The 22543-nt window shown below is 66.5% G+C and carries 20 protein-coding genes and 1 pseudogene; 7 read left to right on the plus strand and 14 right to left on the minus strand.

The window, feature by feature from the left end; all coding sequences use genetic code 11:
* Position 1: 1 nt before the first annotated feature.
* Genes AC3WL2_RS17395 through cpaB form a run of 5 tightly spaced genes read right to left on the minus strand, consistent with a single transcriptional unit; the run spans position 2 to position 5579 of the window.
* Positions 2–883 carry a type II secretion system F family protein gene (locus AC3WL2_RS17395; protein ID WP_102684811.1) on the minus strand — a complete coding sequence of 294 codons (882 nt, stop codon included), beginning with the start codon at positions 881–883 and terminating at the stop codon, positions 2–4.
* Positions 880–2136, minus strand: coding sequence for a TadA family conjugal transfer-associated ATPase (locus AC3WL2_RS17400; protein WP_038706838.1), 1257 nt, complete (start codon positions 2134–2136; stop codon positions 880–882). Before AC3WL2_RS17400 ends, AC3WL2_RS17395 begins: the two co-directional genes overlap by 4 nt.
* Positions 2133–3323 carry a CpaE/TadZ family protein gene (locus AC3WL2_RS17405; RefSeq protein ID WP_102684810.1) on the minus strand — a complete coding sequence of 397 codons (1191 nt, stop codon included), beginning with the start codon at positions 3321–3323 and terminating at the stop codon, positions 2133–2135. The genes AC3WL2_RS17400 and AC3WL2_RS17405 overlap by 4 nt, the downstream gene beginning before the upstream one ends.
* Positions 3320–4612 carry a type II and III secretion system protein family protein gene (locus AC3WL2_RS17410; protein WP_102684809.1) on the minus strand — a complete coding sequence of 431 codons (1293 nt, stop codon included), beginning with the start codon at positions 4610–4612 and terminating at the stop codon, positions 3320–3322. Before AC3WL2_RS17410 ends, AC3WL2_RS17405 begins: the two co-directional genes overlap by 4 nt.
* A 19-nt stretch (positions 4613–4631) precedes the next feature.
* The gene (gene cpaB, locus AC3WL2_RS17415; RefSeq protein ID WP_102690718.1) at positions 4632–5579 is read right to left on the minus strand and encodes a Flp pilus assembly protein CpaB; all 948 of its coding nucleotides are present in this window, start codon (positions 5577–5579) and stop codon (positions 4632–4634) included.
* Between the two features lie 289 nt (positions 5580–5868).
* Here cpaB and AC3WL2_RS17420 point away from each other — a divergent pair, with 289 nt between their 5' ends.
* Together AC3WL2_RS17420 and AC3WL2_RS17425 are read left to right on the plus strand one after the other, a co-directional pair.
* Positions 5869–6051: a Flp family type IVb pilin gene (locus tag AC3WL2_RS17420; protein WP_102684463.1), complete on the plus strand. Its 183-nt coding sequence runs from the start codon at positions 5869–5871 to the stop codon at positions 6049–6051.
* Positions 6052–6098: 47 nt separating this feature from the next.
* Positions 6099–6506 carry a response regulator gene (locus AC3WL2_RS17425; RefSeq protein WP_046854132.1) on the plus strand — a complete coding sequence of 136 codons (408 nt, stop codon included), beginning with the start codon at positions 6099–6101 and terminating at the stop codon, positions 6504–6506.
* A gap of 157 nt (positions 6507–6663) precedes the next feature.
* Here AC3WL2_RS17425 and AC3WL2_RS17430 read toward each other — a convergent pair whose 3' ends face one another.
* From AC3WL2_RS17430 to pcaH, 4 genes are all read right to left on the minus strand, one after another.
* Positions 6664–8334, minus strand: coding sequence for a ShlB/FhaC/HecB family hemolysin secretion/activation protein (locus AC3WL2_RS17430; RefSeq protein ID WP_102684464.1), 1671 nt, complete (start codon positions 8332–8334; stop codon positions 6664–6666).
* Positions 8335–8425: 91 nt separating this feature from the next.
* A complete protein-coding gene (locus AC3WL2_RS17435) occupies positions 8426–9973 on the minus strand; it encodes a collagen-like triple helix repeat-containing protein (RefSeq protein ID WP_102684465.1) in 1548 nt (515 codons plus the stop codon).
* A gap of 242 nt (positions 9974–10215) precedes the next feature.
* Positions 10216–10821: a protocatechuate 3,4-dioxygenase subunit alpha gene (gene pcaG, locus AC3WL2_RS17440; RefSeq protein WP_102684466.1), complete on the minus strand. Its 606-nt coding sequence runs from the start codon at positions 10819–10821 to the stop codon at positions 10216–10218.
* Between the two features lie 11 nt (positions 10822–10832).
* Positions 10833–11552, minus strand: a complete 720-nt coding sequence (gene pcaH, locus AC3WL2_RS17445; protein WP_102684467.1) for a protocatechuate 3,4-dioxygenase subunit beta — start codon at positions 11550–11552, stop codon at positions 10833–10835.
* 199 nt (positions 11553–11751) lie between these two features.
* Between pcaH and ypfJ the strand changes: the two genes are divergently transcribed.
* The 3 genes and pseudogenes from ypfJ (at position 11752) to AC3WL2_RS17460 (ending at position 14782) form a co-directional block, all read left to right on the plus strand.
* A complete protein-coding gene (gene ypfJ / locus AC3WL2_RS17450; RefSeq protein WP_046854128.1) occupies positions 11752–12636 on the plus strand; it encodes a KPN_02809 family neutral zinc metallopeptidase in 885 nt (294 codons plus the stop codon).
* 361 nt (positions 12637–12997) lie between these two features.
* A pseudogene (locus AC3WL2_RS17455) lies at positions 12998–13879 on the plus strand (methyl-accepting chemotaxis protein); the annotation flags it as partial.
* Between the two features lie 198 nt (positions 13880–14077).
* Positions 14078–14782 carry a methyl-accepting chemotaxis protein gene (locus AC3WL2_RS17460; RefSeq protein ID WP_371918342.1) on the plus strand — a complete coding sequence of 235 codons (705 nt, stop codon included), beginning with the start codon at positions 14078–14080 and terminating at the stop codon, positions 14780–14782.
* An 80-nt stretch (positions 14783–14862) separates the two neighbouring features.
* On the opposite strand, the gene ggt is transcribed toward AC3WL2_RS17460, so the two are convergent.
* From ggt to mdaB, 3 genes are all read right to left on the minus strand, one after another.
* Positions 14863–16530 (minus strand): gamma-glutamyltransferase, encoded by a 1668-nt coding sequence (gene ggt / locus AC3WL2_RS17465; RefSeq protein WP_102684469.1) that lies wholly within the window; start codon positions 16528–16530, stop codon positions 14863–14865.
* A 118-nt stretch (positions 16531–16648) separates the two neighbouring features.
* Positions 16649–17545, minus strand: coding sequence for a LysR family transcriptional regulator (locus AC3WL2_RS17470; RefSeq protein WP_046854125.1), 897 nt, complete (start codon positions 17543–17545; stop codon positions 16649–16651).
* A 199-nt stretch (positions 17546–17744) separates the two neighbouring features.
* Complete coding sequence (gene mdaB / locus AC3WL2_RS17475) at positions 17745–18335, minus strand: NADPH:quinone oxidoreductase MdaB (RefSeq protein ID WP_023631586.1); 591 nt, start codon at positions 18333–18335, stop codon at positions 17745–17747.
* 158 nt (positions 18336–18493) lie between these two features.
* On the opposite strand from mdaB, the gene AC3WL2_RS17480 reads away from it, so the two are divergent.
* Positions 18494–18808 carry a putative quinol monooxygenase gene (locus tag AC3WL2_RS17480; RefSeq protein WP_102684470.1) on the plus strand — a complete coding sequence of 105 codons (315 nt, stop codon included), beginning with the start codon at positions 18494–18496 and terminating at the stop codon, positions 18806–18808.
* Here AC3WL2_RS17480 and AC3WL2_RS17485 read toward each other — a convergent pair.
* Positions 18798–19562, minus strand: coding sequence for a sulfite exporter TauE/SafE family protein (locus AC3WL2_RS17485; protein ID WP_102684471.1), 765 nt, complete (start codon positions 19560–19562; stop codon positions 18798–18800). The two genes, AC3WL2_RS17480 and AC3WL2_RS17485, sit on opposite strands and share 11 nt — an antisense overlap.
* 78 nt (positions 19563–19640) lie before the next feature.
* Between AC3WL2_RS17485 and AC3WL2_RS17490 the strand changes: the two genes are divergently transcribed.
* Positions 19641–20528, plus strand: a complete 888-nt coding sequence (locus AC3WL2_RS17490; protein WP_102684472.1) for a LysR substrate-binding domain-containing protein — start codon at positions 19641–19643, stop codon at positions 20526–20528.
* Between the two features lie 71 nt (positions 20529–20599).
* On the opposite strand, the gene speA is transcribed toward AC3WL2_RS17490, so the two are convergent.
* Positions 20600–22513 carry an arginine decarboxylase gene (speA, locus tag AC3WL2_RS17495; RefSeq protein ID WP_023631655.1) on the minus strand — a complete coding sequence of 638 codons (1914 nt, stop codon included), beginning with the start codon at positions 22511–22513 and terminating at the stop codon, positions 20600–20602.
* Positions 22514–22543 lie beyond the last annotated feature (30 nt).

A 22543-nucleotide genomic window follows, 5' to 3' on the forward strand; every position in this document is an offset into this window, starting at 1 on the left:
GTCACAGGCTCCTCATCATGCGCCACAGCACCAGACAGCCGACCGCCTGCATGACAAAGGCGAATAGCAGCATCAGCTGGCCGCTGGCGTCGCGCCACATGGCCAGCAGGTAGGTGGGGTTGGCGAACAGGAAGTAGCCGACCATCACCAGCGGCAGCGCGCCGAGGATCCACGCGGTGATGCGGGTCTCGCCGGTCATGGCGCGCAGTTGCCGGTCGCCCTGCTCGTGTTCGCGGATCAGCTTGATCAGGTTCTCCATCAGTTCGCTGGCGTTGCCGCCGTGGCGCTGGTTGATGCGCAGCCCCAGGGCGAACATGCGCAGTTCGGCCTGACCGTAGAGTTCGGCGAACTCGCTGACGGCATCTTCCAGCGGCACACCGAGCTGCACGTTGCGCCGCACCCGCAGCATCGCCGAGCGCAACGGCTCGCGGGTGCTGTCGACGCCGCCGAGCACCGCCTCGTTGAGGGTGCGCCCGGCCTTGAGGCTGCGCACGCTGTAGTCGAGCAGGCCGGGCAACTGCTGGACGATCTGCTGCAGGCGCCGCCGGCAGCGCCAACTCAGGTACAGGTGGCCGAGCAGAGGCAGGCCGGCCAGCACCATCAGCGCCGCCACCCAGCCGGCCAGCACGCCGGCCAGTACGGTCAGCGCCAGCCAACCCAGCAACCAGGGCCGTGGGGAGAAATCGGCATGGACAAGCCCCGCCCGCTGCAACAGCGGGTCGAGCCAGTCACGCCGGGCCGTGCCGCTGCGCACGGCGCGGTAGGCCCGGCCCATGCGGTCGAGGATGCGCTCTTCGCCGCGCTTGTACAGGCCCAGGCGCCACAGCAGCAAGGCCATGCCCAGGCACAGGGGCGACAGGGCCAGCAGCAGCGGCCCCATCACAGCACCCCTTCGTGGCGCAGCTTGCCGCCGGCGGGGTTCGGCGCCTCGCGCAGAAAGCCTTCGCCACTGCGCCGGTCCAGGCGGAACAAGGTGTTGGTGACATACACATCGTCACGCACCCCGACCACTTCGAGCACCTCGCTGACGCAGCGCCGGCCATCGGCCAGGCGGGTCAGCTGGATCACCACGTCCAGCGCGGCGCAGATCATCTGCCGCAGAGTCTTCTCGGCAATCTGCCGGCCGGTCAGGCCGACCAGGGTCTCCAGGCGCAGCAGGGCGTCCTGGGCGGTGTTGGCGTGCACCGTGCTCATCGAACCGTCATGGCCGGTGTTCATCGCGGTCATCACATCAAGCACCTCGGCGCCGCGGATCTCGCCGAGGATGATGCGGTCGGGGCGCATGCGCAGGGCATTGCGGATCAGCTCGCTGGCCTTGATCTCGCCGTGGCCCTCGGCATTCGGCGGGCGGGTTTCCAGGCGTACCACATGCGGGTGGTGCAGCTGCAGTTCGGCCACGTCCTCGATGGTCACCAGGCGCTCCTGTGGCGCGATCATCTGGCTGAGGATGTTGAGCAGGGTGGTCTTGCCGGTGCCGGTGCCGCCACTGACCAGGATGTTGCAACGCCGGCCCACGGCGCGTTCGAGAAAGTCGTAGATGGGCTGGTCGATGGCCCGGGTGGCCAGCAGGTCGGCGCTCTTGAGCATGTCCTGGCGAAACTTGCGGATCGACAGGCACGGCCCGTCCAGGGCCACCGGCGGGATGATCGCGTTGACCCGGCTGCCGTCGGGCATGCGCGCATCGACCATTGGCGACGACTCGTCCAGGCGCCGGCCCAGGGGCGCGAGGATGCGCTGCATGACCCGCTCGACATGGTGCGCGTCGATGAAGCGCAGGTCGGTCTGCTGCAGCAAGCCAGAGCGCTCGACGAACACCCGGTACGGGCCGTTGACCAGGATCTCGGTCACGCTCGGGTCGCGCAGCAGCACCTCCAGCGGACCATAACCGGTGAGCTCGTCGACGATCTCCTCGGCCAGGCGCTCCATCTCGTAGCGCGACAGGGCCAGGCGCAGACGCGCCACATAGTCACCCACCTGCTCGAGGACGAACTGCGCCAGCACCGGCCGCGCGCCCTCCAGCAGGTTGCGGCCGCTGTCCTCGATGGCATCGATCACGTGCCGGTGCAAGGCGCGCTTGAGCGCCTGCGGGTCACTGGCCGCGTGACGGGGCCCGCCAAAGGGTTCTTCGCTGATCATCGGTTGCCCCACAGCCGGCGCAGCCAGCTCTGGCCCGGCGGCGCCAGGTTTTCCGAGCGCCGCGCCAGGCGCTCGCCAAGCCCGCGCAGGGCCTGGGTAAGGCTTTCACGCGGGGCCAGTTCGAACAGGCTCAGGCCCTGGTTCTTGGCGTTCAGGCGCACTTCCGGGCTGTAGGGCATGACCTTGAGCAAGGGCAGCCCGTAGCGCTTGGCCAGGGCCTCGGCATCCGGCGCCACCTGGCGCAGGTAGCGGTCCACCAGCAGGCTGGCGTGCTCGAGCTTGATGCCACGGTCGCGCCACTGCTCGAGCACATCCAGGTTGCGCCGGCAGTCGAGGATGTTCTGGTCGGTGTAGACGATCAGCTTGTCGCAGTGGCTGACGAGGGTCCGCAGCGCCTCGCTGTCGGCCTGCCCGGTGAGGTTCACGACGATGTGCTGGAAGTGCTGGCGCAGGGCGCCGAGGAGCATGTGCAGCTCGGCGGCGCTGGACTGTTGCAGGGCCTCGTCGTTATCGGCATAGGCGAGGATGCGCAGGCCACCCTTGTCGCGGGTGAAGGCGCTGTCGATCAGGGTGGCGTCGAGCCGGCGCAGGTGGCGCAGGGCATCGCCGAAATGGAACGACGCCTCCAGGCCGAGCAAGGCCAGGCTGTCGCCACGGGGCAGGCCGAGGTCGAGCAGCAGGGTCTGCTGCCCGCTCTCCTGCACCACCCGCGCCAGGTGGGTGGTGAGCAGCGCGCCGTCGGCGCCACGCTGGGCACCGTAGAGCACGGTGAGGCCGCCCAGGCTGGGGTTGCTGGTGGCGGTCGGCAAGCGCTTGCCCAGGCGCCGCACCAGCCCCGCCACCTCGCTGGCGCGCGAGCCGTAGGCGACGAAGTCGCGGGCGCCGGCGCGCATGGCGTGCAGCACCAGCTGGTTGTCCATGCCGTCACCGAGGGCGACGATGGCCAGCATCGGCTTGGCTTCCAGCAGGCCTTCGATCAACGCGCACTGGCCGATCAGCTGTTCGCGGTCCAGGCCGATGAACACCAGGTTGCTGAAGGTCATGTCGACCAGCGCCAGCAACTCGTCGAGGTTCGGACTGCTGGCGCCGATCACCTGCCCCAGCGGTGCCAACGCGCCCTGCAGCCAGTGCAGGTCTTCGTCGTTGCGGGTCAGGGCCAGGTAGGTCTGGTTCAGGCTTTCGCTCATTGGGACAACCCGCCACGGCCTTCGAAATTGCCGTTTTCCATGAAGAACAGGCGGCCCCAGCTGGGGTCGTAGGTGCGCAGCGCCTCGCCCGGCAGCTCCGGCAGGCGCGCATTGGCGGCCAACGGCTGGACCAGGTGCGGGGTGACGATCATCAGCAGCTCGGTCTCTTCGCGGTTGAGCGCCGACTGGCGGAAGAACGCGCCGATGATCGGCAGGTTGCCCAGGCCCGGCATCTTGTCCACGGCCGAGCGTACGTTGCTGCTGATCAGCCCGCTGATGATGAAGCTCTCGCCATCGGCCAGCGAAATGCTGGTGTCGGTGCGACGCACGCTCAGGCCCGGCACCTGGGTACCGGCGATGACCACCGCGTTGTTGTAGTCGAGCTCGCTGACCTCGGGCGCCACCTTGAGGGTGATGCGGTTGCGGCTGACCACGGTCGGGGTCAGCGCCAGGCGCACGCCAAACTCCTTGTACTCGATCGACACGTTGTCGCTGCCGCTGCTGGGCACCGGGATGGGGATCTCGCCACCGGCCAGGAAGCTCGCGGTCAGGCCGCTGAGCACGGTCAGGCTGGGGCGGGCCAGGGTGTAGGCGAAGCCGCTGTTCTCCAGGGCGTTGATCATCGCCAGGAAGCGACTGCTGCCGCCGCCCCAGACGATGTTGAAGACGTCGTTGTCGAGCGGGATGCCGGGCCGCACATCAGCGTAGGTCACCGGGTTGGTGCCGGTGGCGACGCCCGGCACGTAGCCGGGGCGCACCACGGTGTTGGGCACGGTATTGGGCGAGCCGATCAGGCTGTTGTTCGAGCCCTTGAAGAACAACCTAGCGCCGGCCTCCTTGTACTTCAGGCGGCGCACTTCGACGAAGCGGATATCGGCCTGCACCTGCACGGGCAAATCCTCCTGGGCCGTGGGCAGTTGCGCGGCCTCTGCCATGTCGGCGCTGGCCCGGCCCTTGACGAACAGCATGGCCCGATGCGGCTGGGCGGCGCAGTCGGTCCACAGCATCAGGCTGGTGGTGCCCTGCCCCACTCCCGTGAGCAGCACGGCCCGCTCGCCGCTGGGCTGGACATCGGCCACCTTGGGCTCGCCGACCGCCGCCCGGGTGATGGCCACCGGCAGGCGCAGCTCCTGCTGCAGGCCCTGATCCATCTCGATGACCGAGGGCAGTTGGCCGAAGGCCGCGCAACCCGTCGCGGCCGCCTGCGCCGTCGGTGCGAGCAAGGCCAGGGCCAGCAGCGCCGGGGCCAGCCAGTTGCCTCGTGGAGTAACACGCAAAGAACTACGCATGGATCGCATCCTTGCCGGTTCAGGGAGTCTTGTTGTTGTCGCCGTTCTGCGCGCCGCGGATGATCTGCATGGTCGGCGCGCCAGCCGCCGCGGCCGCCGCCTGGCTGGCCAGGGGCACCTGGGACAGCTGGCTGAAGCGGTAGAGGTTGCGGTTGGCCGTTTCCAGTTGCGGGCTGGCATCCTGGCCGGACCAATACCCGGCCAGCAGCGGCTCGTCGGCACTGCGCACCGCCAGGCGCAGGGTCCCGGCCTGGGCCGCCAGCATCAGCCGGCTGGCCAGGGCCTCGGGCACGGCCAGGCCCACGGTGCGCACAGGGTTGCTGGCAATGGACTGCTGGTCGCGGCGGGCCTTCTGCTCTTCGGCGCTCTGGGCCGGGCGCCCATCGTTGGCCAGGCCCGTCTGCTGGTCCACGCTCAGCACGCGCAAGGCCGGCACCACGACCTGGGCGGAGGCTTGCGGGTTGTTGTTTTCTTCACGCAGGAACAGCAGCACGTCGACATAATCGCCTGGGCGCAGTTGCCCGGCGGCACCTATCACATCGTCGATGGCCACCGCGACCGCCCGTTCGTGGGCGCGAATCATCCGCGCCAGGGGGCCGCCGGCCTGGAAGCTCGACTCGTCCAGCCAACTGCCCGCCGCAAGGGGGCGGGCACTGCTGCGCCCGAGCACCTGGTCCAGTTGCTGGAAAGCACCGGCCGGCACCACCTGCAGACGCTCCAGGAGCACATCCTCCTCGCTCAAGGGGGTGTTGGCCGCGACCGCCCTGCGCAGGACCACGATGGGCGAGCGTGGGGGTTCCGGGGGCGCGGCGGGTACGACAGCGGCCGGGATGGCGGCCTCGCCGGGTGGGGTGAGAGGTGCCGGCGCAGGCTCGGGCGGACGGCTAAGGCGCAGACCCCAGTACCCCGCGAGCAAGGCCGCGAGCAGGAACAGGCCGGCGAGGATCATGGTCAGGCGACTGCTCATCTGCGCTCTCCCTTACGCCCGGGACCAATGATGGCAAAAAGTAACTATTTCGCTATTGGACGGTAGCTGAGGCGCAATCTTTCGCCATTACCTGTACTGGTTTTTTCGAGCCACGAAATTGACGCACCGACAAAACAAAAACTTAGCGCCGCCAATTCCAACCAATACTTTTGGATTAATGCTTTTTTACATTTGCAGGCCGCCACGGCTTGGCGATGCTCTGATGGCAAAGGGGTATCACTTATCAAGCCCCTCCGACCGGCGCCCATCGAGCGCAAGGAGACGTGCCATGCTGCTGCAACAGATCCTTCTCCACGTGAAGACCTTCCTCCTGCGCAAGGACGGCGCCTCCGGTATCGAGTACGCGGTGATCGCGGCCATGGTCGCCGTGGTACTGGCCGGCTTCGTCACCCCCATCTCCACCGAAGTGTCGGAGATCATGACCAAGATCCAGACCGCGATCACCCAGTGACCGCACCGCGCCAGCGAGACGTGTAGTCCAACCGCCCGGAGCCAAGCATGCCGACCTCTTCCTTGCGTCAACAGATCCTGCTGGTGGACGACGAGGAGGAGGCCTTGCTGGAGCTGGCCGAGCTGCTGGAAAACGAAGGTTTCTGTTGTCACACCGCCACCTCGGTCAGGTCCGCCCTGCAACAGCTGACCCGCCACCCCGATGTCGCCCTGGTGATCACCGACCTGCGCATGCCCGAGGAAAGTGGCCTGGGCCTGGTCCAGCGCCTGCGCGAACATACCGCGCGCCAGCATTTGCCGGTGATCGTCATGTCCGGGCATGCCGACATGGACGATGTCAGCGACCTGCTGCGGCTGCAGGTACTCGACCTGTTCCGCAAGCCGATCTATCACGCCCGCCTGCTCGAGACGCTGGAGAATCTGTTTCCCAAGCCGTTGATGCAGGCGGTGAAATAACGCCGGACTTGGCACCGTACAACGCCCTTACAGAAGGCGCCGCGGACGCGGCGCATCGCCGGCAAGCCGGCTCCCACAAGGAAAGCGCTCGACCTGAGACGGTGCGCGGTCAGTGTGGGAGCCGGCTTGCCGGCGATGGGGGGGCCACAGCTCCCCCTTACAATTGATAACTGAAACTCAGGTTCAGCCGTGGCCGCCGGTTGAAGCTGTCCAGCGCCATGTCCGACATCGGCTTGGCCACCTCCACCGCGATGTTGTAGTAGCGCATATCGCCAAAGCGCAGCCCCAGCGCCGCCGACGACATCTTCGAGTCGCGCACGTCCAGCGCGTTGAACCAGGCCCGCGCGGTGTCGAGCGCCACGTAGGGCTGCACGACCTTGAGCCAGCCAGTGTCGCGCCGGAAACTGTAGTTGAGCTCGTAGGCCAGCCCCCAGCCCTTGTCACCGGAGCCCTGGTCGCTGGGGTAGCCGCGCCCGAAGTTCTGCCCGCCGAACACTGCCCGCTCGCTGTCGGGCAGGCTGTCGTTGCTCCAGTAGGCCGCCGCCGACGCCACGCCCTGCCAGTTGTCGCTGAAGTTGTCGCTCTGCACGCCCGAGACCCGCAGGCGCAGGAAGTCCAGATCGTAGTCGGCATTGGTGTTGGCGCCAAGGCGATCCAACCCCTGGTAGACACCGGCACTGATAATCCGCAGGCGGCGCGCCTCGGCCTTGCGCCAGTCGCCTTCGAAAGACAGCGCGCGGATGTCGGTCTCGCTGTCCAGGCGCAGGGGGAAGCCCACCACCTGGTAATCGATGCGGTCGTTGACCACGTAGAAGCGCCCGACCACCTCCAGCCATTCACTGGGCGAGGCGATCAGCGATTGGCTGATGCCCACCGAGTAGCGTTCGTTTTCGCGGTGCTGGGTCAGGTCGATGCCGTTGTCCAGACGGATGCGCGCCTTGGGGTCGCTGCGATAGCGCGAAGCCGACAACAGCAGCTTCGAGCCTTCGGCATCGAGGAACTGGCTGTAGTCGAGGCGGTAGTAATGCTCCTTGTCCTCGCCGGGCGGTACCAGCACGCTGGCGCTCAATTGTTCGGCGAAGCGGGTCTGCGCGTTGCTGCTGGCGCCCAGCAGCGCCTGCAGGTCGTCGCGGCTGCCGTCGTTTAGGCTCAAGGTGGTGGTGACCGGCTTGCGCGACACCTGCGCGAGCAGGCGGGTCGCGCCGTCGGTGGTCGCCGGTGGCGGCACCTGGGCCTGGAACGTCACCCCGGGGATGCGCCCGGCCAGGCTGGTATAGCGCTCGAAGCTTTCGCGGGTCAGAGGACGCTCGGCCTTCAGCCGGTCCAGCAGTTGCACCAGGTAGGCCCGCGCCGCGCCAATGTCGCCCTCAACCTGATAGTCGTGGATGTAGCCTTCCACCAGCACCACCCGCACCCGGCCATCGGCGAAGTCCTGGGGTGGCAGGTAGGCGTATGACAGCAGGTAGCCGTCCTGCTGGTAGCGTTGGGTGAGGCGGCGGGTGGTCTCGATCAGCTCGGCGAGCGTGACCTCGCGCCCGATCACCGGCTGGAAATGCTCGCGCAGATCGCTCAGGGGGTAAACGGTGCCGCCTTCGAAACGCACCTTGCGCACCGCCACCCGGGTATTCATCAGCAACGGTGGTTGCCGCGAAGTGTCCACGCTGGGCACACGCAAGCCGGGCTGGTCGGGACGGTAGGCATCCACCGGCAGGTTGGGCGTGGGCAGGCGGCGTTCGGTCTCGTTGCTGTTGAGGAAACTCGGCAGGGGTTCGCCCCGGGCCAGACAGGCTGCGGACAGCCCCAGCATCGTCAGCAGCAATCGGCGCATTCGGACACTCCATGATCCACGGATGGCGGGATGACCGACCGGCGAACGGCGCGCCGGTCGGTCTCACTCACCTTGAGCGTAGCCCGTGGCGTCAGCGCTGTCCGCCTGCCAGAGCCCCTGACACACCACTCAGCGCGCCACCAAGACCACTGACCGGTGTGCCGCCGCCATTGACCAAGGTGCCCGCCTGACCGAGCGTGGCCCCGACTGCGGTCACTGTCGCACCGACCTGGCTGACGACGGGGCTGCCTGTGGCACCGGCCAGTTGCGTACCGGCAGAGCCCACCGCGCCGCCGACCTGGTTCAGCAACCCCGCCACGGGTGCGCCGACGCCGGTACTGGCGCCAACTTGCTGAGTCACGCTGGATACACCGGCGACCACCGGGTTGAGGCCGCTGCCCACCTGTTGGGTCAGCGCCGCGACCGGCGCCCCGGCAGCACTGTTGGCCACGCCGTTGCCACCGAGCACCGTGCCCAGGCTGGCGACGGTATTGCCCGCCTGCACCGAAGTGCCGCCGATACCGCTCACGGTCGGGCTGGCGGTGCTTGCCGTCAGCCCACTGCCGGCACCGGCCACCACGCCGCCGACGGTTTCCAGCAGGCCGCTGCGTGGGCCGCCGGTAACAGGGGCCAGCCCGCTCGCCGTGCTGACCGCGGTGCCGGTATTGGCCACCGCCTGCCCGAGCGTGCTGCTCAACGGGTTGCCGTTACCCGCCAGTTGCTGGCCGGCCTGGTTCAGGGCACCACCGGTCTGGTTCAGCGCCTGGTTCAGCGGACCGGCGAGCCCGGTCTGCCGCGTGGCATTGGCCGCCGTGTTTTCCACCAGCGAGACCACCGGCACCAAGGCATCGCTCACGCCTTGGGTCGCCCCGGCGAGCGGGCCGCTGGTGCCGACCGGCGACAGGGTGTCACCGAGCATGGTCACAGCCTGGCCGACCCGGTCGACGCCTTGGCCGGCCCCGGCAACCAGTTGGTTGACCACCGGCACCTGCTCGACCGGCCCGCTGCTGGCCAGCCCGGCCACGCCCTGGCCGAGGCCGGAGACACCGCCGCCCAGGTCGGCGGTGGCCGCACCGACCACGCCCACCGTGGTGCCCACGGCATTGTTGCCGGTACCCAGTTGCCCCAGGCCCTCGCTCAAGCCGCCTCCGACGCTGTTCACGGCGTTGCCGGCGGAAGACACCAGCGTCCCCACGCCACCGGTCAGCGAGGTACTGCCGGCAACGGGCAGCGAACCAATCACCTGGCCGAGATTGCTCACGCCGTCACCGACCCCGGACACGGTGTTGCCCAACTGGTCGACCACCTGGCCGGTGACCAGCGCAGTGGGTGTGGTACCACCGCCCGTGCCACCATCACCGCCACCAGGGGTGCTGCCGCCGCCAGTGCCACCGCCGCCACCGGTACCGGTACCGGCGCTGCCATCACCCGGGGTCGTGGTGCCACCGCTACCGCCGCCACCACTGCCGCCCGTACCATCGCCCCCGCCACCACCGGCTCCGGCCCCCGCGCCGCCATCGGACGACGAACCATCGACCTCGCTGTGATGCCCGCCGCCGCCGCTGCTGCAACCGGCAAGGCCCAGACTCACGGCCATCGTCAGCGCCGTTGCCGCCTTGATCCACGCTTGAGTGTTCATGGAAGGACTCCCGCTGCTGCTGATTGTTTTGCTCACAACAGCAGTGAAAGCGCACGGCGCCGAATCGGGTAGCTCACAACTTGGTGTTAGTACCTGTGGCAGGGGCAATGAGGGCGGGAAAACAACCAGAATTTCAGTGGCTTGACGACGCGCGCAGCGATACGACACGAAAGGACTAGTCGTAACTCATTAGTACAAGCGGCAAGCCCGGCCAGTGTTGCCGGGCTTGCCGACCGGGGGCGTCAGAAGTCGAAGAACACCGTCTCCCCCTCGCCCTGGATACGGATGTCGAAGCGATACGCCGTCTTGCCGTCCACTTCACAGCGCCGGGCGATCAAGGTCTCGCGCCGCTGCGGCTGCTCGATCAGGTTCAGCACCGGACAGCTGGCGTTCGCCTCGGCTTCGTCATCAAAGTACAGCCGGGTATGCAGGTGGATGTTGATGCCCCGGGCAAACAGGCTGATGTTGATGTGCGGGGCCATCGGCACGCCCGCGGCGTTGTTCACCACCCCCGGCTTGACCGTGTGCAGGGTCCACTCGCCGGCATCGAAGGTGGTGGCGGTGCGGCCGAAGCTGTTGAAGGCGTTCTCGAGGTGGTACTCGTCCTGATAACGGCCCTCGGCGTCGGCCTGCCACACCTCCAGGAACGAATCGCGCACCAGGTGGCCATTGCCGTCGTACACCTGGCCGATCAGCAGGATATGCTCGCCCGGGGCATCGGGCCGGGCCAGGCAGTTCCAGATTTCCTGGTCACGGGTCGGGTTGCCGGCCGCCTCCAGGGCAAGGCCGATGTGCACATAGGGGCCGGCAGTCTGCGAAGGGGTTTCCGGCAGCAGTTCGATAGGCATGACGGGCCTCCTCAGCGGTTTTCGAAGTGGGTCTGGCGCTGGCCGCGCAGGACGATGTCAAAGCGGTAGGCCAGGCAATCCATAGGGTTGGCATGGCTCATGTCGAGCCTGGCGATCAGCCGTTCGACGGCGTCCGGGTTGGCGATCGACTGGACGATCGGGCACAGCGGGATCAGCGGGTCGCCCTCGAAGTACAACTGGGTGATCAGCTTGGTGGCGATCGACGGGCCGCTGATGGAGAAATGGATATGCGCCGGGCGCCAGTCGTTGGGGCCGTTGCGCCAGGGGTACGGGCCGGGCTTGATGGTGCGGAAACTGTAATAGCCGTCGCGGTCGGTCAGGCAGCGGCCGACACCGCCGAAGTTCGGGTCCAGCGGTGCCAGGTAGCGGTCGTTCTTGTGCCGGTAACGGCCACCGGCATTGGCCTGCCACATTTCCACCAGGGTGTTGGGCACCGGCTTGCCGTACTGGTCGACCACCCGCCCGGCAACGATGATGCGCTCGCCGATGGGCAGGCCACCCTGGTTGAAGTTGAGCAGCAGGTCATGGTCGTGCTCGCCGAAGCGCAGGTGGGAAAAGTCCGGGCCGGTGCTTTCGCTGATCGACTGCGGGATGCTGACCAGCGCCTGGCGCGGGGAGCGCGCCACCGAGGTCTTGTAGTCGGGGGTGAAGGCCTTGGGGTGCCAGTTGCGATCACGGATCACGAAGCGGCTGGTGTCCTGGGCGGGCATGCCGGTTTCCTCTCTTGGAATTATCGAACGCCTGGGCGTGGCAGGCGGACTTGCAGTTTCCGGCAGGTGCGACGGGATGAATATTGAATTCAGCGGTCCCAGGCATAACCATTTGGTTATGTGTCAGCGACGGGGGATACACCTCGGTCAGCACTGAACTAATCTTGGACTTCATGTTTCAGCAACCGGAGAGCTCTACATGGAATGGCGAAAAGGCCGACGCAGCGACAACGTGGTCGATGCCCGCGGCGAAGGGGGTGGCGGCGGCATGCGCTTCGGCGGCGGCAAGGGCCTTGGGCTCGGCGCCATCCTGCTGATCGTCGGCATCGGCTGGCTTACCGGGCAGGACCCGCTGCAGATCCTCGGCCAGCTGGCCGGGCAGATGGAGCAGCAACAGACCGCCCCGGCCAACGTCGACGGCAAGGCACCGCCGGCCAACGACGAGCAGGCCGAATTCGTCGCCTCGATCCTCGGCGACACCGAGGACACCTGGAAGGCACTGTTCGCCCAGGCCGGCAAACAGTACCGCGACCCCAAGCTGGTGCTGTTCAGCGGCCAGGTCAACTCCGCCTGCGGCTTTGCCTCCTCGGCGGTCGGGCCGTTCTATTGCCCCGGCGACCAGCGCGTGTACCTGGACATGACTTTCTTCCGCGAAATGGAAACCCGCTTCAAGGCCGCCGGCGACTTCGCCCAGGCCTATGTGATCGCCCACGAGATCGGCCACCACGTGCAGACCCTGCTCGGCGTTTCGGCCAAGGTCGACGCCGCACGGCGCAATGGCCAGCGCATGGAAGGCGACAATGGCCTGCTGGTGCGCCAGGAGCTGCAGGCCGATTGCCTGGCCGGGGTCTGGGCCTACCAGGCGCAGAAACGCCTGAACTGGCTGGAGCCGGGGGACGTCGAGGAGGCATTGAATGCCGCCAACGCCATCGGTGACGATCGGCTGCAACAGCAGGGCCAGGGCCGCGTGGTGCCCGACTCGTTCACCCATGGCACCTCGCAGCAGCGCGTGCGCTGGTTCAAGGCCGGGTTTTCCAGCGGCGACCTGAACCAGTGCGACACGTTCAGCGCGCGTAGCCTCTGAGAATCGCCATCGCCGGCGGGCCGGTTCCTGCTGCGGAGCCGGCTTACCCGCAAATGGCAACATCAAAAACATAAACGTATTCAACAAGTTACAAATTTGCTGAAAAAGCGTTTCAGCTTCTCCCTCCGTTGCCGATAAGTCCTACACAAATCTGCGGGCTATCTGACAACAACAACGCCCAGCTTTTGAGATCAAGTGAGCGAAATCATTCTCTGGGAGAGCGTGCATGAACAGTTGGTTCGCCAATATCAGCGTCAACCTCAAACTCGGCCTGGGCTTCGGCCTGGTCCTGGTCCTGACCGGCCTGCTGGCCCTGACCGGCTGGAACAGCCTGGGCAGCCTTATCGACCGCAGCAACTGGATGAGCGACATCACCCAGCTCAACAGTGACCTGACCAACCTGCGCGTGGCCCGCCTGCAGTGGATGCTGACCAACGGCGACGACGCCTCGGCAGCCAACGTCCAGGCCAAGCTCGACGCCTTCGGCAGCCAGCAGCAGCACCTGGTCAACACCTTCAAGAGCCCCGAAAACCTCAAGCTGCTGCGCGAGCAGGGCCAGAGCATCAGCGAATACCGGGTTTCGCTGGAAAAGATGCGCCAGGGCTACAAGACCACCCTCGCCGCCCGCGAGTCGATGAACCAGGCCGCGGCCCGCGCCAATGACGCCATCGAGGCAATCGGCAGCACCGTGCTGTCCAGCAGCGAAAGCGACGCCAGCCGCCTGGCCCAGTACCTGCTGATCAGCAAGGCCAAGCAGCAGCTGGTGCAAGTGCGCCTGGACGTGCGCAGCTACATCGCCGACCTGACCAGCGAAGCCGAGCAGGCCGCCCTGCGCCAGCTGGAAAACGCCCTCAACGAAATCGACAGCCTCAAGCGCCAGCTGCCGGCCGAAGCCTCGCGCATCCAGCAATTCGAAAGCGCCGCGCTCGCCTACCGCGACGCCGTGCGTCAGTTCCGCGACGCCACTGCCGCCATTGGCGTGGCCCGTGCTGAAATGACCGTGCAGGGCGCCGACATCGTCAAGCGCAGCGACGAGCTGTACAAGATCCAGATCGAGCGCCGTGACGCCGAAAGCGTCCAGGCCCGCAGCCTGCAGACTTCCGCCACCCTGCTGGCGCTGCTGGTCGGCGTGCTCGCCGCGTTCATCATCACCCGCCAGATCACCCGCCCGCTGCGCGAGACCATGGACGTGGTCAACCGCATCGCCAGCGGCGACCTCACCCAGCAACTGCGCGTCACCCGTCGCGACGAACTGGGTGCCCTGCAGCAAGGCATCGCACGCATGGGCACCACCCTGCGTGACCTGATCACCGGCATCCGCGACGGCGTGACCCAGATCGCCAGCGCCGCCGAGGAGCTGTCGGCGGTGACCGAGCAGACCAGCGCCGGCGCCAACAGCCAGAAGGTCGAGACCGACCAGGTGGCCACCGCCATGCACGAGATGGCCGCCACCGTGCAGGAAGTCGCGCGCAACGCCGAACAAGCCTCCCATGCCGCGACCAACGCCGACGACGAAGCCCGTGTTGGCGACAAGGTAGTGGGTGAAGCGATCAGCCAGATCGAGCGCCTGGCCCACGAAGTGCACCGTTCCACCGAGGCCATGACCCTGCTGCAGCAGGAAAGCCAGAAGATCGGCAGCGTCATGGACGTGATCAAGTCGGTCGCCGAGCAGACCAACCTGCTGGCACTCAACGCCGCCATCGAGGCGGCCCGTGCCGGCGAGGCCGGGCGTGGTTTCGCCGTGGTCGCCGACGAGGTGCGTGGCCTGGCCCAGCGCACCCAGCAGTCCACCGAGGAAATCGAAGGCCTGATCGCCAGCCTGCAGCACGGCACCCAGCAGGTCGCCGAGGTGATGAACGGCAGCCGCAACCTGACCGACAGCAGTGTCGAGCTGGCACGCAAGGCCGGTGGTTCGCTGGAGAGCATCACCCGTACGGTGTCGAACATCCAGTCGATGAACCAGCAGATCGCCGCCGCCGCCGAGCAGCAGAGCGCCGTGGCCGAAGAGATCAGCCGCAGCATCCTCAACGTGCGCGACGTGTCGGAGCAGACCGCCGCGGCCAGCGACGAGACCGCCGCTTCCAGCGTCGAGCTGGCGCGCCTGGGTGGCCACCTGCAGACCCTGGTCAGCCAGTTCCGCGTCTGATCCTGTAAAGCATCGCGGGGCAAGCCCGCTCCCACAGACTCGTGGGAGCGGGCTTGCCCCGCGTTCATTTGCGCCTCGGGTTACTTGACGATCATCCCTACCCCGCGCCCACGCGGATCAGACGCCGTCTCCAGCTTCTCGCCGGTCACCCGGATCGCCTGGATGTCGCCCATCTCCCAGCCCTGGTCCTCCAGCACGTAGCCCATCTTCTTCAGGTCGTCAGCCACCTGCCCCTTGAGCGGCGCATAGCTGTCGAAGTAGATGGTGTCCTTGGGCAGCAACTGGTGATGCACGCGCTGCGCCGCCACGGCTTTCTCCAGCGGCATGCCGAAGTCGTACAGGTTGTTCATCACCTGGAAGATCGAGGTGAAGATCCGCGAACCGCCCGGGGTGCCCAGCACCAGCACCACCTTGCCGTCACGCGCCACCAGGCTCGGGCTCATCGACGAGAGCATGCGCTTGCCCGGCGCGATGGCATTGGCGTCGCCGCCGATCACGCCAAAGGCGTTGGCCGCGCCCGGCTTGGCGCTGAAGTCGTCCATCTCGTCGTTGAGCAGGAAGCCCGCGCCCTTGACCACCACGCCGCTGCCGTAGTCGAGGTTGAGGGTGTAGGTGTTGCTCACCGCGTTGCCCTGCTTGTCGACGATGGAGAAGTGCGTGGTCTGGTGCGGCTCCAGCCCCGGCTTGACCTGGTCGGTTGCGGAAATCGCGTTCGGGTTGACCTGGGCGGCACGCTTGGCCAGGTAATCCTTGGCCACCAGCTGGTCGACCGGAACCTTGGTGAAAGCCGGATCGCCGAGATAGTCGGCGCGGTCGGCGAACACGCGCTTCTCGATCTCGGCCAGCAGGTGGATGTACTTGGCCGAGTTGTGCTCGACGCCCTTGAAGTCCGCCGCGCGGTCTTCCTTGATGCCCAGCAGCTGGGCCAGGGCGACGCCGCCGGAGCTTGGCGGCGGCGCGGTGTAGACCACGTTGCCGCGCCAGCTGATGGCGATCGGGTCACGCCACACGGCCTTGTAGTCCTTGAGGTCGTCCTTGCTGATCAAGCCCTTGTCGGCCTGCATCTGCGCCACCAGCAAGTCGGCGGTCTTGCCCTGGTAGAACTCGCTGACGCCCTTGTCGGCAATACGCTCGAGGGTCTGCGCCAGCTCTGGCTGCTTGAACAGCTCGCCGACCTTCATGCTGCCGAAGTAGTCGTTGAAATTGGTCGCGGTCTTGAACAGGCCCTGGGCGTCGTCACGGTACTGGTATTGCTTCTGGGCAATCTTGAAACCGTTCTTCGCATAGCCGATGGCCGGGGTCAGCAGCTCGCTCCACTCGAGCTTGCCGAACTTCTGGTGCGCCTCCCACAACCCCATCACCGTGCCCGGCACACCGGCGGCGCGCACGCCGACCAGGCTGAGGTTCTCGATCACCTCGCCCTTGTCGTCCAGGTACATGGTCTTGGTCGCGGCCTTGGGCGCCACCTCGCGATAGTCGAGGAAGTAAGGCTTGCCGTCGACGAACAGGGTCATGAAGCCACCGCCGCCGATGTTGCCGGCCTCGGGGTAGGTCACAGCCAGGGTGAAGGCGGTGGCGACGGCGGCGTCCACCGCGTTGCCGCCCTTCTTGAGGATGTCGGCGGCCACCTGTGCGCCATATTGATCAGGCGCGGCCACCGCGCTGCCTTCCAGCGTCACGGCAAAGGCGGAGGAGCAGCTCAGGATCGCGGCCCCGAGGGCCAGGGGCTGGAACATGACAATACGCATGCGCACTTCCTTGGTGTTGTTTTTGTTGATCAGTCATTAAGGCCGAAGCCCTGTAACTAAGCAAACACCCCGGTCGTTTCGCGCCGCCGTCGGGCAGACCCTGTCGCGTTCAGGCAACTCAGCAGGCGTAGACGGCCAGCTTTTTCTGGATGAAATCGAGGAAGCACTGGATGCGCAGGGCCAGCTGGGTGTTGCGGTAGTAGACCGCATGGATCGGCTGGCGATAGCCATTGTTGTGCTCGGCCAGGATCACGTTCAGGCGGCCGGCGCGGATGTCCTCGTGGGTCATGAAGTGTGACAGGCTGACGATGCCCTCGCCGGCAATGGCCAGCTGGCGCAGGGTTTCGCCGCTCGAGGCGACCAGCTGCGGGCGGATTGCCCAGCGGTCGCCCTGGGCATGGCGCAGTGGCCATTGGTTGAGCGATTCGAGGGAGCTGAAGCCAAGCAGGCAATGGGCCTCGAGATCTTCGACCCGCTGCGGCGTGCCGTGCCGGGCCAGGTAGTCGGGGCTGGCAAGCACCTGCACCGGGCTGCAGCCGAGCGAACGGGCATGCAGGCTGGAGTCGGCCAGTTCGCCGATGCGGATGGCCACGTCGGTGCTTTGCTCCAGCAGGTCGATGATCAGGTCGTCGGTGTTCAACTCCAGCTCGATGCCGGGGTACTGCTGGCGGAACTCGCCGATCCACGGCAGGATCGCGTGCAGCATGAACGGCGCGGCGGCGTTGATGCGCAGGCGCCCGGTCGGGGTCTGGCGGTTCAGCGACAGGCGCTCTTCCATGTCGTCCATCTGCTCGAGGATCGCCCGGGCGCGCTCCAGAAAGAAACGCCCTTCCTCGGTCAGGTCCATGCGCCGCGTGGTGCGGTTGACCAGCGTGGTGCCGAGCTTGCCCTCCAGGCGCGACAGGGTGCGGCTGACAGCGGAGGGCGTCTGGCCGATCTGCTCCGCAGCGGCGGAGATCGAGCCGCTGTCGATGACGGCGACAAATACCTGGAGTTCTTCGGATCGGGTTTTCACGCGGATGGCCTTGGCAGGTGGATGCCGTGATTCATAGCGGTTGGGCAGCAACCGCGCAAGGGGCCGCTACGCGCCCCTTTCGCCGGCAAGCCGGCTCCCACACCGTGCGCTTCAGCCTTGAGCCATGCGCCATCTTGTGGGAGCCGGCTTGCCGGCGAGAGGCCCGTGCAGGAACAACAAGACAGTTGGAGCCGCGCTGTCATTGAGCCTTGCCAAACACCTGGTCCAGATGCTGCTCATAAGCCGCCAGCGCCGCCGGTACATCCGGCCGCTTCATCACATCGACGGCGAGGAAGGTTGGCAACCCGCTCATGCCGAGGAACTGGTTGGCCTTGTGGAACGGGAAATACACCGCGTCCACGCCCTTGCCCTCGAAGAAATCGCTGGGGTCATCGAACGCCTGCTGCGGCGCGTTCCAGGTCAGCGACAGCATGTATTGCTTGCCCTGCACCAGGCCACCGCTGCCGTACTTCTGCGAGGCGTCGGAGCGGGTACGGCCATCATTGGCGTACAGGCTGCCGTGGCCGGCGGTGAACACATCGTCGATGTACTTCTTCACGGTCCATGGCGCGCCCATCCACCAACCCGGCATCTGGTAGATCACCACGTCCGCCCAGAGGAATTTCTCCACCTCGGCCTGGACGTCGTAACCGCCGTCGATGAAGGTTTCCCGCACATCGAAACCGGCGCGGTCCAGATGGGCCAGTGCGGCATCGTGCAGGGTCTGGTTGAGACGGCCATCGGAGTGGGCGAAGCGTTTGCCGCCATTGAGCAGGAGAATCTTTTTCATGGGAGGGTCAGCCCTGTAAGTGAAGTTGCCGGCAGGTTAGGCAACCGGGCACCCGGGAAACAGCCAGGGCTGGGCAAAATTCTTTTGCCTGCAAATCACGAATGGTAAACATATTGTTGATTTAGAATTTGCTCATTCCCCTTACAGAGCGCTTCCCCATGACCGAGCAATACGCCTTCATCCTCAAAGCCAAGACCCGCCCGGAGCAGGCCGAGGCCTTCGAACAGCTGTTCCGTCCTTACGTCGAGCCGAGCCGCCAGGAGCCGGGTTGCATCGAGTACCACATGCTGCGCGACAAGGCAGACCCGACCCTGTTCGTGTTTTTCGAGGTCTGGGCAAACAAGGACGCGCTGGACGTGCATTCGGCACTGCCGCATATGCGTGCATTCTTCGATAAACGCATGGATTACCTGGAGCGCGATTTCGACATCCAGATGATCGACATGCTCAGCGCTTCGTCCGCTAGCCGTTGACCAGCAGGTGCCCGCCCAGCAGCGCAAGGCCGATGAGGAAGCAGCGCTTGAACAGCGCTGCGCTGATCCGTCCGCGCAGCCACTGGCCGGCGAACATGCCCAGCAACGCCGGCGCCAACACCAGCAGTGAAGCCCCCAGGGCTTGGCCACCCAGGGCATCCTGCCCGGCCAGGCCGACCGCCAGGGCCAGGGTCGAGACGGTGAACGACAGGCCCAGCGCCTGGACCAGCTCGTCGCGGCTCAGGCCCAGGCCCTGCAGGTAGGGCACCGCGGGCATGACGAACACGCCGGTGGCGGCCGTCACCACACCGGTGAGCAACCCGCAGAGCGGCCCCAGCCAGGGCTCCCTGGCCGGGGCCACGCGCAGCCCTGGGCCGACCAGCCCATAGAGGGCATAGACCAGCAACGCGGCGCCCAGGCCATGGGCCGCCCACGGACCGCTGTCGATCCCCAGCCAAGCGCTGCCCAGCAGGGTGCCGATAAAGATCATCGCCAGCATCCCGCCGAGGCGGCGCAGCAGCGCGAACAGATGGCCGCCGGCCGCCAGTTGCCAGAGGTTGGTCAAGGTCGATGGCACGATCAGCAGCGCCGCTGCCTGTGCCGGAGGCATAGCCAGGCCAAGCAAGCCCATGGCAACGGTCGGCAACCCGAGGCCGATGACACCCTTGACCGCGCCGGCCAGGAAGAAGGTCAGGATCACCAGCAATGACAGCGCCGGACCGATGTTCTGATAAAACGCCAGGAAGGTATTCATGACCGCCATCCTGCCGTGCGGCCAGCACGCTGAAAATCTGCCATATACTCAGGCAGACTCTTGCCAGGACAGAGGCAGATGCATTTCGACCTGATCGACCTCAAGCTGTTCCAGCACACCCTCGAAAGCGGCAACATCACCGCTGGCGCCCGGCGCAGCCACCTCTCGCTGCCGGCCGCCAGTGCGCGCATTCGCGCCATGGAAGCCTCGCTGGGCATACCCTTGCTCGAACGCAACCGCCGCGGCGTGCTGCCCACGCCCGCCGGCCAAGCCCTGCTGCAGCATGCGCGGCTGATCGCGCAGCAGGTCGAGCGCCTGCAATTCGACCTCGGGCACTATGCCCAGGGCCTGCACGGCCAGGTGCGCCTGCTGTGCAACACGGCGGCGCTGACCGAGTACCTGCCGGAGCTGCTGGCCGGCTACCTGGCCGAGCACCCGGGGGTGAGCGTGGATATCCAGGAACTGCCCAGCCTGCATATCGTCCAGGCGATCAGCCAGGGCATGGCGGACCTGGGCATCGTCTCGAATGCCGCGCCCTGCGCAACCCTGCAGACACGACCGTTTCGCGACGATCCGCTAGTGCTGGTGATGCCGCGCGAGCACCCGCTGGCCGCCAGCGACCGGGCAGACTTCAACGCCAGCCTTGGCCATGGGTATGTGGGGCTGGGTGCCGACAGCGCCCTGGCGCTGCATCTCGAAGAGCAGGCCCTGCGCCTGGGAAGACGGATGCAGGTACGCGTTCGCGCCGAAGGATTCGATGGGGTGATCAGGATGGTCGGAGGTGGCGCGGGGGTGGCCGTGGTCCCGCTGACCTCGGTGCGACGCTGGGAGCACAGCTTGCCGCTGCGCTGGGTCGCCTTGCAGGAGGCCTGGGCGAAGCGCAGCTTGCTGCTGTGCTCGCGGGACTTCAGCGCGTTGCCTGGCTACGCCGCCTTGCTTGTCGAACACTTGGGCAACAAAGCCTGAAGGCTGCCGCCACAGGTGATCAACCGTGGCGGCAGCCGTGTGCCTGAGGGCCGCGCGGCGGCCCAGTACGATCAGGACGACAGGTACGAGGAGCGGGTCAGCCCCAGGCGCAGCGCGTCGAGGTACTGGGTACGCTCGCGGGCGGTGATCCTGGCGCTGGCGACCTTGTCGCGGTAGTGGGTCATCAACTCCTCCGGCGACAGGTGCACGTAGCGCAGCATGTCCTCGATGGTGTCGTGGGTCTCGATACCGGCGTGGTACACGCTGCCATCGGCGTTCTGGTAGATGTTCACCGAGTCGGTGTCACCGAACAGGTTGTGCATGTCGCCGAGGATCTCCTGGTAGGCGCCGACCAGGAACACGCCGAGCAGGTAGTCCTCGCCTTCCTTGACCGCGTGCACCGGCATGCTGGTCTCGATGCTCTGCTCGTCGACGTACTGGTTGATCTTGCCGTCGGAGTCGCAGGTCAGGTCCTGCAGCACGGCGCGGCGCAGCGGCTCTTCGTCCAGGCGGTGCAGCGGGATGATCGGCAGTACCTGGCCGATGGCCCAGGTGTCCGGCAGGCTCTGGAACACCGAGAAGTTGCAGATGTACTTGTCGGCCAGCTTGTCGTTGAGTTCGTCCAGCACCTGGCGGTGCGAGCGCTGGCGGGCCTTGAGCGAGTTGTGCAGGCGACGGCACACGGCGAAATAGCACTGCTCGGCCAGGGCCTTCTCGGCCAGGGTCAGCTTGCCGTCGGCGTACTGCGCGGCCACGTCGCCCATGTAGTGGGTGGCGCGCCAGTAGGTCTCGGTGACCATCTCGATATCGGTCGGGCCGAGCAGGTCGGCCAGCCACTGCACGGTCTCGGGCAGGCTTTCCTTGTTTTCGATGGTCGGCACTTCGTCGTTGTGGCTCTCGACGTCGGTCACCTGGATCACCAGCATGGCGTGGTGCGCGGTAAGCGAGCGGCCGCTCTCGGAGAAGATGTGCGGGTGCGGCAGGCCCTGCGCGTCGCAGAACTCCTTGAGCATCCCGACCACCACGCCGGCGTAGTCGTCCATGTCGTAGTTGATCGAGCTGGCGTTGCGCGAGTGGGTGCCGTCGTAGTCGACGCCCAGGCCGCCACCGACATCGATGTGATCGACCGGCAGGCCCAGGGCGCGCAATTCGCCGTAGTAGCGGATGGCTTCCTTGAAGCCGTGCTGGTAGTCGGCCAGGTTGGCGATCTGCGAGCCCATGTGGAAGTGCAGCAGGCGGATGCCCTGGTCGAGCCCGGCGTCACGGAAACGCTGCACCACCGAGATCAGCTGGGCGGCGGACAGGCCGAACTTGGATTTCTCGCCGCCGGTGTCGGCCCACTTGCTCGACGCCAGCGACGACAGGCGCACGCGCAGGCCGACCTGTGGCTTGACCTTGAGCTCCGCGGCCTCCTCGATCACCAGGGCGACCTCGGACTCCTTCTCGATCACGATGAACACGTTGTGGCCGAGCTTCTGGCCCATCAGCGCCAGACGGATGAATTCGCGGTCCTTGTAGCCGTTGCAGACGATGGTGCCGCCCTTCGGCGCCAGCGCCAGCACCGCCAGCAGCTCGGGCTTGGAGCCGGCTTCCAGGCCGATGGAGACGTTCTGGGTGGCGATGATGTTCTCGACCACCGCTTCCTGCTGGTTGACCTTGATCGGGTACAGCGCGGTGTACTGGCTCTGGTACTCCAGACGCGCGATGTTGGCATCGAAGGCGCCGGTCAGCTGGCGCACGCGGTCCTGCAGGATGTCGGGGAAACGCACCAGCAGCGGCAGCGACAGGCCGCTCTGGCGCAGTTCCTGGACCTGTTCGAAGAGGTCGATCGGCGCGCTGTCCGGGCCGTTGGGGCGCACTTCGACGCGCCCGGCGTCATTGATGGCGAAATAACCTGCGCCCCAATGGCGGATGCCATAAACACTGCGGCTGTCGGCCACGGTCCACTGGCTACCATCGTCTTTGCGTGTGCGTCGTACGGACATTCAAGTCCCCTGTATGAAAAGTCGAAACAC

It is taken from the genome of Pseudomonas sp. FW305-96 (assembly GCF_058783825.1).